Genomic DNA, 1,358 nt, shown 5'->3' with positions numbered 1-1,358 from the left:
CCGAGGACGAGACGGCGCCCGCCGACATCGACGTCCCCGGACTCGAGGGGGTCGACCCGACCGAACTCCGCCAGCCGCTGACCGAGCGCGACCGGGAGCGCTACCGCGAGCTCGGCCGGGAGACGGCGACGGTCCTCGAGTCGGTCTGTCGGGAACTCGAGCCCGACGACACCGAGCGCGAGGTCGTCTCGGCGCTGCGGGTCGGGCTCTCGGCTCGCGGGATCGAGTCGCCCGTCGCCCTCGCCGGCGGGAGCGAGCGCGCCCAGCGGTATCGTCACTACACGCCCACCGAGGCCGAACTCGGCGACTACGCGCTGGTCTCGGTGACGGCCGAACGCGGCGGCCTACACGCCAGTTGCACCCGCGCCGTCGCCTTCGACCCGCCGGACTGGCTCGCGGAGCGCCACCGGGCCGCGGCCCGCGTCGAGGCGACGGCGCTGGCGGCGACACAGAAAGCGGCGACGAACGACGGCACGGCTGGCGACGTCTTTGACTCGATCTGCGAGGCTTACGCCGCGGTCGGTCACGACGGGGAATGGGAGCGCCACCATCAGGGCGGGGCCGCCGGTTTCGCCGGCCGCGAGTGGATCGCGACGCCCGACCACGACGCGCCGGTCCGGTCGCCGATGGCCTACGCATGGAACCCGACGGTCCAGGGCGCGAAAAGCGAGGACACCGCGCTCGTTACCGGGACCGAAATCGACGTGCTGACCGAAACCGGCGAGTGGCCGACCCTGACCGCGACGGCCGTCGATCGGGAGTTCGACCTCGAGCGACCGGCGGTGCTCGGGCTCGAAGAGTAGCGTCCTATCGGTCCGACTCGGAGTCGTCGTCCGTCTCGGTAGGGTCGATGTCCATGTCGTCCTCGAGGGCCATCGGATCCGTCCGACCGTCGGTCGCTGCCGCGTCGGTGTCGTCGACGGTGATCGTAACGGGCTCGAGGTCTCCCTCGAGGGTGTCCTCGGCGTGTCGATCGAGGACGCGATCGAGCGTGAAGATGGTGTTGAGTTCGTGTTGAACCTGGTCGACGACGCCGCCGACCAGCTCGCTGGGCTGGATCGCGGTGTACTCGTAGGGGTTGTTCCCCGCCCCCTGGCTCTCGCGTTTCTCCCGGCTGACCCGCTCCTCCTCGTGGAGCTCTGCCAGCGCCTCCCGGACGGTGCTCGGGTAGAGCCCGGTCCCCTTCGCGACCTCCTCGGAGGTGCTGCCGGGGTTGGCCAGCAGGTGGACGTAGATTTTCGCGCGCGTTTCCGTATCGAGGATCCACGAGAGCAGGTCGACGATCCGCTGGTCGACCTCCTCGACGGTCGGGGGGCGCTCGGTACCCGTCCCGTCGGCCTCGAGCCGTTCGTCGTTCC

General features: G+C 70.7%; 2 protein-coding genes. One reads left to right on the top strand and one right to left on the bottom strand.

The window, feature by feature from the left end; all coding sequences use genetic code 11:
- Positions 1-803, top strand: an 803-nt coding sequence (locus tag ACNA7R_RS20360; RefSeq protein WP_416285357.1) for a M24 family metallopeptidase, incomplete at its 5' end; no start/stop codon positions are given.
- 4 nt (positions 804-807) lie between these two features.
- On the opposite strand, the gene ACNA7R_RS20355 is transcribed toward ACNA7R_RS20360, so the two are convergent.
- Positions 808-1,358, bottom strand: a 551-nt coding sequence (locus ACNA7R_RS20355) for a helix-turn-helix domain-containing protein (protein WP_416285356.1), incomplete at its 5' end; no start/stop codon positions are given.

The sequence above is a fragment of the Natronococcus sp. genome, assembly GCF_047921035.1.
Lineage (GTDB): Archaea > Halobacteriota > Halobacteria > Halobacteriales > Natrialbaceae > Natronococcus.
Note: the sequence above shows the minus strand (reverse complement) of the source record. Positions and strands in the feature narration are given on the sequence as shown.